This is a genomic window from Desulfobacter sp. UBA2225 (assembly GCF_002348205.1).
Lineage (GTDB): Bacteria > Desulfobacterota > Desulfobacteria > Desulfobacterales > Desulfobacteraceae > Desulfobacter > Desulfobacter postgatei.
Genome location: NZ_DDYV01000123.1, coordinates 1 through 5,763, shown reverse-complemented (window position 1 = coordinate 5,763; position 5,763 = coordinate 1). Strand labels below are relative to the sequence as shown.

Below are 5,763 nucleotides of genomic sequence, written 5' to 3'. Positions count from 1 at the left end.
TTCCCGCCTCAAACTGCGGTTTGATAAGGGCCAGGATATTCGTGCCGTTTCGCATAAATTTTTCCGCTGCCGGGATAACGGTTTTCAAAGAGATAAAAGAGGTGTCCGCCACCACCGCATCCATGGGTTGACCGATGGTTTCATAGGGGAGGTGACGGATATTGGTCCGTTCTATCACCACGACCCTGTCATCCCGGCGAAGGGACCAGTCAAGCTGCCCATAGCCCACATCAACGGNNCCAGGCCAGCTGGCCGTAGCCGACGTCAACGGCGATGACATGGCGCGCGCCGTGCTTGAGCAGGCAGTCGGTGAATCCGCCTGTGGAGGCGCCGATATCAAGACAAACCGCATCCTGAACAGATACGGCAAAACTTTGAAGCGCTTTTTCAAGTTTAAGGCCGCCCCGGCTGACATAAGGATGATCCGGGGTGTTGACCTCAAGGCGTGCATCGTGCTTCACCTGGGTGCCGGGTTTGTCTGCTCTTATACCGTTTATCAGAACCTTTCCGGCCATGATCATGGCTTTGGCCCGTTCCCTTGAGCGCACCAGGCCCTGGTCAACCAGGGCCTGATCCAGGCGTTTTCTGACGATTTTATTTTTCACCGCACAACTTTAATCCTGCTGCCACAACCGCCCGGGCATCAATGCCGTAATCTTTTCGAAGCTCATTTTGGCTGCCGTGTTCAATAAAAACATCATTAACGCCCACCCGGTTCACACGGCAACCTGACAGTCCGTTATCACAGATCAGTTCAAGAATGGCTGACCCGAAACCGCCTGCCAGCACATTTTCTTCAATGGTCACTACATTTTTGATTTTCCCTGCAAGATCAAGGATCAAGTCCGCATCCAAAGGCTTTACAAACCGGGCATTGACCACGGTACTTTCAATGCCTTGGGCCGATAATAGTTCTGCTGCATCCATGGCATCATTCACGCAGCGGCCAATACCGATAATTAAAAGATCGTCGCCTGTGCGAAGCACCTTTGCTTTTCCAATATCAACGGCTTTGGCATTGTAATCAACGTCAACACCCTGGCCTGCCCCCCGGGGATAACGCAGGGCAATGGGACCCTGGTGGGCCACAGCCGTTTGCATCATTCGCACCAATTCATTTTCATCCATGGGCGCCATAACGGTCATATTGGGAATGGACCGAAGATAGGAGAAATCAAACAGCCCGTGGTGGGTGGGCCCGTCTTCTCCCACAATGCCGCCACGGTCTATGGCAAAAATTACTGGATGGCTGTCAATACAGACATCATGAAGAATCTGGTCATAGCCGCGCTGCAAAAAGGTGGAATATATGGCCACAACGGGTTTTGCGCCCTTAGCGGCAAGGCCTGCGGCAAAGGTAACCGCATGCTGTTCGGCAATGCCGACATCAATAAACCTGTCGGCAAATTGTTCGGCAAATTGCTTTAATCCCGTGCCTTCGGGCATGGCAGCCGTCACCGCCACAATGCAGGGGTTTTGTTTTGCAAGCTCAATCATACATTTACCAAACACCGACGTGTAAGAGGGTGCGGCATTTTTTGACGCCGGGCATTTTCCGGTATCTATAGCAAAAGCACCAACGCCATGAAAATAAACCGGATTTTTTTCAGCAGGCGCATACCCTTTTCCCTTTTTCGTGGTGACATGGAGCAGCACCGGCGAATCAGGATCTTTAATATTTGACAAAATATCAATGAGATGATCCAAATTATGGCCGTCAATGGGTCCGAAGTAATCAAAATTAAAGGCTTCGAACAGCATGCCCGGTGTCACAAAGGTCTTAAAAGACTCCTCCCATCTTTTGGCCCATCCATACATGTCATCCCCGATTTTGGGCACGGATTTTAAAAACTGCCCAAACTGGTTACGCATATTCTGCAGAGCCTTATGCGAAAAGGTCCGGGACAGGTAGGAAGACAAAGCGCCGACATTGGCGGAGATGGACATGTCGTTATCATTTAGTATAACGATGTATTTCTGCTGGAGATCGCCTGCATGGTTCAACCCTTCATAGGCAAGCCCTGCGGTCATGGAACCGTCACCAATGATTGAGACCACATTGGATTTGTCCTTCTTGAGCGCCTTGGCATAACACATGCCAAGCCCTGCAGAAATTGACGTGGAGGCGTGTCCTACAGTGAATGCGTCATAGGGACTTTCTTTGATTTTAACAAATCCTGAAATTCCCTTATATTTTCGAAGGGTGTCAAAGCTGCGGTGGCGCCCGGTTAAAAGCTTGTGCGCATAGGACTGGTGGCCTACATCCCAGATCAGGGTATCCTTGGGTAAATCAAATACGTAATGCAGGGCAATGGTCAGTTCTACGACCCCTAAGCTTGATGCCAGATGTCCGCCGTTTTTTGATACCACCTCAATAATTCTGCCGCGGATCTCCCGGGCAACAGCACCGAGTTTATCCCTTGGAATTCGTTTTAGATCATCAGGGCAGTTTATTTGGTCAAGATATTTCAACGTATACCTCTTATTATTACTCTCATCGGTTCCGGTTGATAATGTAAGCGGCAATGGCGCGCAAAGGCTCGCTGTTCTTCTTGAATTCTTTTTCCCCGTAACTGTCTAAAGCTTCCAGGGCATCGGCTACAAGCTGCCTTGAAAAGGCTTTGGATTCTTCGAGGCCAAGGATGGCAGGAAAAGTCATTTTATCGTGCAGCGCATCGGTACCCGCAGCTTTACCCATGATTTTGGGATCGCCTATCACATTCAGGATGTCGTCCATGACCTGGAAGGCCAACCCGATATTTTGGGCATATGTGCCAAGGGCGTTTAAGGCATCTTGATCAGCCCCGGCACTGATAGCCCCTGATGCGACACTGACCTCTATCATGGCCCCGGTTTTATGCCGGTGAATTTTTTTTAAATGGGTCAGGGCACCGGAGCTGTCTGAAGGCAAATTTTCCGGATTCTTTTCAGCCTGCATATCAAGCATCTGGCCTTCCACCATGCCGTTAACACCGGCAGCTGCAGATATTTTTTCCACCAGAATCAACCGGGTTTCGGCATCGGGGAAAACCTTGAAACAGGTCATAGGCGCTGCAAGGATATGAAATGCATGGGTTAAAAGCCCGTCTCCGGCCAGAATGGCAGTGGCTTCGGAAAATTGTTTATGGCAGGTAGGAACGCCTCTGCGCAGATCATCATCATCCATGCCCGGCAGATCATCATGGATCAGGGAATAGGTATGGATCATTTCAATGGCACAGGAAGCGGGCAGGGCAATAAGCGGATCTGCACCTAATGCATCGGCAGTTGCCAGCGCAAGGGCAGGGCGTACCCGTTTGCCGCCGGCCATTAAAGAGTGCGTCATGGCCTGGACAAGCTCGCGTTGTCTGTCAAATTCATCAAAAACGGTTGTCAGTGCGTCATCAACCAGTTTTCGGTTCCGGGACAAATATCCGGAAAGATCAAAGGTCTTCATAGGTCTTCCTTAAAATCCGATACATCGGGCTTGCCGTCAGCATCCATGGTCAATTGGGTAATTTTCTGTTCGGTTTTATCTAAAATTTCAAGGCAGAAACGGCTATTGGCAATCCCTTCTTCATATTTTTTGACTGCCTTTTCCAATGTCAAATCACCGGATTCCATTTCTTTGACAATGATTTCAAGCTGTTTTAATGCTGATTCAAAGGTTTTCTTTGCCATATATTTTTTCCACCCGGGCATCCAGGCGTCCTTTAGATAAAATAATTTCAATTCCATCGTTCGTATTAAGCGTATCCGCATCCATCACAACATGACCATTTGACATACTGCGGGTGATGCTGTAACCGCGGTTCAACACCGCTGACGGATGTAAGGTCTCAAGTTTGCCACTTTGTTGATTTACCTGGGCTTTGCATTGTTTCAGGTAAGCATAAAAAAGATAATTCAGACTTTGCTGAAGATCCTTGACATCCTTTTGAAATCCCTGGGTGCGCGACAAGGGCAGGGTGCCTGAAAGCGCTCTTTTAAGCCATTTAGTTCTTTCTCGCTGGTAATTAATATGATTTTTGACCAAAGATAAAGCCCTGGATTGCAAATCTTCGATTCGGAACCTGAAATCATCCACAATCCTGGCCGGACTTTTAAGTCGGGTGTGTAAATCGTTTATATACTCACGCAGTTGAAGAATGCGACGATCAATCTTATTGTTTAAATCATTTTGTAATCCAAGGATTTGATGAACAATAGCAGCCTGGTCAGGCAAGGCCATCTGGGCAGCAGCCGATGGGGTAGGGGCCCGAAGATCGGCTACAAAGTCTGCAATGGTGAAATCAATTTCATGCCCAACACCCGAAATGACGGGGATTTCAGATTCGTAAACAGCCTTGGCCACGGTCTGGGTGTTAAATGCCCACAAATCTTCCAAGGACCCGCCGCCCCTGGCAATGATAATGAGGTCACAGGTTTTGACACTATTTGCAAGTTCAATGGCATGGGCAATCTCAAATTCTGCGGTGTCGCCTTGTACCTTGACGGGAATGATTTCAAGGGGAACGCTGGGACAGCGTTGTTTGGCCACCTGGATAATGTCACGCACCGCAGCACCCGTGCCCGAGGTAATCACATGGATGCCTGACGGCAAAAAAGGGATTTGCTTTTTGTGGGCAGTATCAAACCAGCCCATGGCCGCCAGTTTAGCTTTAAGCTGTTCAAAGTCTTGCTGAAGCGCACCTGTGCCTTCGGCTTCCATGTGCTCAAAAATGAGTTGGTAGGAGCCACGGGGCTCGTAAAGGGAGAGGCGCGCCATGCCTTTGACTTTCATCCCGTTTTCAGGGGTGAATTTTAAATGGCGGTTCTGTCCCTTAAAAATCACGCAGGAAATTACTGCAGCTTCGTCTTTTAATGAAAAATAGGAATGGCCTGAAGCCGGCGTTGAAAAATTTGAGATCTCACCGATGATCCATAAAAAAGGATACTGCTCCTCAAGCAGATTTTTTATCTGCCTTGTCAGCGTGCCTACGGTGAAAACCTTATGATTATCCTGTGTTGCCATTCCTTTCCTTATCCGAGGCGTATACGGCTTGTGCGCAAAGTTCGTACTTATAAAATAAATCATTTATAAAAGTCAATAAGCGCAAAACCATGAAAGACAGCGACGTCGACCCGTCAAAGATTTGGAAAATTAATCCCACAAACTGCGTACCATATTTCGGCTCAGGTCCAGATAGGCAATCTGCATCTGTGGATCATTACAGAAAACTTCCAGGGTGATGGTGTTGTCGTATGGGATTGATTTTAAGCAATCCACCGCCTGTTGCCAGTCTATGGTGCCTACGCCCAACGGGAGGTGATCGTCGTTTCGTGACCGGTTGTCGGAAAAGTGAACATGCACAAGGTGCTCCCCGAGCTCTTTGCAGAAGATCTGATGCCCATCCTTGCCGAAGTTGGTGTGTCCAAAGTCCAGATGCAGCTTCAGGCCGGATACCCGGGCGATCATTTCTTTAAAAACCGACACCCGGTCAAAGGGCGCTTTATAGTTTTCAAATGCCAGGGTAAGCCCATAGGTTGCGGCCATTTCAACAATGGGCGGTAACGCCTCTATCTGGAATGAGACCAATTGATCTCTCATGGCAGGCGGGCAAAAATAGCAGGGGTGGATGTTCATTACCCTTGCACCTAAACCGGAAAATATCCGTGCGCACCGCTCAAGTTCCTTTAAACAGGCATCCCTGATCACAGACACCGGGTATGCCCAGGGAAGGCAGGGATCTGTGTGGCCGATGATACCAAGTTCGTAGGTATCCAGAAGGGCTTTAAGTCGTT

General features: G+C 48.8%; 7 protein-coding genes. All 7 read right to left on the bottom strand.

The features are described from left to right. The coding region (locus tag B3D59_RS06600) for an SAM-dependent methyltransferase (RefSeq protein WP_349676873.1) at nt 1-229 on the bottom strand (229 nt) is incomplete at its 3' end. A gap of 1 nt (nt 230) precedes the next feature. Then, complete coding sequence (locus B3D59_RS06595) at nt 231-605, bottom strand: TlyA family RNA methyltransferase (RefSeq protein ID WP_286818530.1); 375 nt, start codon at nt 603-605, stop codon at nt 231-233. Next, nucleotides 595-2,472 carry a 1-deoxy-D-xylulose-5-phosphate synthase gene (gene dxs / locus B3D59_RS06590; protein WP_286818529.1) on the bottom strand — a complete coding sequence of 626 codons (1,878 nt, stop codon included), beginning with the start codon at nt 2,470-2,472 and terminating at the stop codon, nt 595-597. Before dxs ends, B3D59_RS06595 begins: the two co-directional genes overlap by 11 nt. Nucleotides 2,473-2,494: 22 nt before the next feature. Then, nucleotides 2,495-3,436: a polyprenyl synthetase family protein gene (locus tag B3D59_RS06585; RefSeq protein WP_286818528.1), complete on the bottom strand. Its 942-nt coding sequence runs from the start codon at nt 3,434-3,436 to the stop codon at nt 2,495-2,497. Further along, nucleotides 3,433-3,660 carry an exodeoxyribonuclease VII small subunit gene (gene xseB / locus B3D59_RS06580; protein ID WP_040016443.1) on the bottom strand — a complete coding sequence of 76 codons (228 nt, stop codon included), beginning with the start codon at nt 3,658-3,660 and terminating at the stop codon, nt 3,433-3,435. Before xseB ends, B3D59_RS06585 begins: the two co-directional genes overlap by 4 nt. Continuing rightward, complete coding sequence (xseA, locus tag B3D59_RS06575; protein WP_286818527.1) at nt 3,641-4,993, bottom strand: exodeoxyribonuclease VII large subunit; 1,353 nt, start codon at nt 4,991-4,993, stop codon at nt 3,641-3,643. Before xseA ends, xseB begins: the two co-directional genes overlap by 20 nt. 129 nt (nt 4,994-5,122) lie before the next feature. After that, nucleotides 5,123-5,763, bottom strand: a 641-nt coding sequence (locus B3D59_RS06570; protein WP_286818525.1) for a sugar phosphate isomerase/epimerase family protein, incomplete at its 5' end; no start/stop codon positions are given.

Bases quoted from the DNA above. Each gene is read 5' to 3' on its own strand.
- B3D59_RS06585 (WP_286818528.1), bottom strand. From the start codon at position 3,436: ATGAAGACCTTTGATCTTTCCGGATATTTGTCCCGGAACCGAAAACTG.
- xseB (WP_040016443.1), bottom strand. From the start codon at position 3,660: ATGGCAAAGAAAACCTTTGAATCAGCATTAAAACAGCTTGAAATCATT.
- xseA (WP_286818527.1), bottom strand. From the start codon at position 4,993: ATGGCAACACAGGATAATCATAAGGTTTTCACCGTAGGCACGCTGACA.